The following is a 346-nucleotide window of genomic DNA, read 5'->3' on the forward strand; positions in this document are numbered from 1 at the left end:
TAAGCTTTCGGCTATCAACTTCTTAGCCGATCCTGTATATTGTTGTGACCATTTGTACATACCGTAAGTAGCTTCGTGTGATTTTTTGTAAGGCTCATCAAACAACTCATAAGCTATCACTGCCTTAACACGTGGGTTATTGCGGCATTTGGCAATAAACTTGGTCATGAACTCGTTTTGGTCAGCTTCGTTTGTAGTTGAAGTAGCTTTGGTACGGTAACCAAATTCAGTGAACCATATTTCTTTATCAGGGAAGGTGTTAGCCAGGGTAACTGTTATATCAGATACGTTATTTGGAGATTTGGCAGCAGGTGCTTCCATATCTGAATACCAGTGGTAACCAATA

1 protein-coding gene is annotated in these 346 nt (G+C 40.2%); it reads right to left on the bottom strand.

The genetic code is table 11. The annotated features are described in order from the left end of the window. The coding region (locus IM792_RS21210) for a glycosyl hydrolase (RefSeq protein ID WP_347343832.1) at nucleotides 1-345 on the bottom strand (345 nt) is incomplete at its 3' end. Nucleotide 346: the final 1 nt, after the last annotated feature.

It is taken from the genome of Mucilaginibacter sp. JRF (genome assembly GCF_015223065.1).
Classification (GTDB): Bacteria; Bacteroidota; Bacteroidia; order Sphingobacteriales; family Sphingobacteriaceae; genus Mucilaginibacter.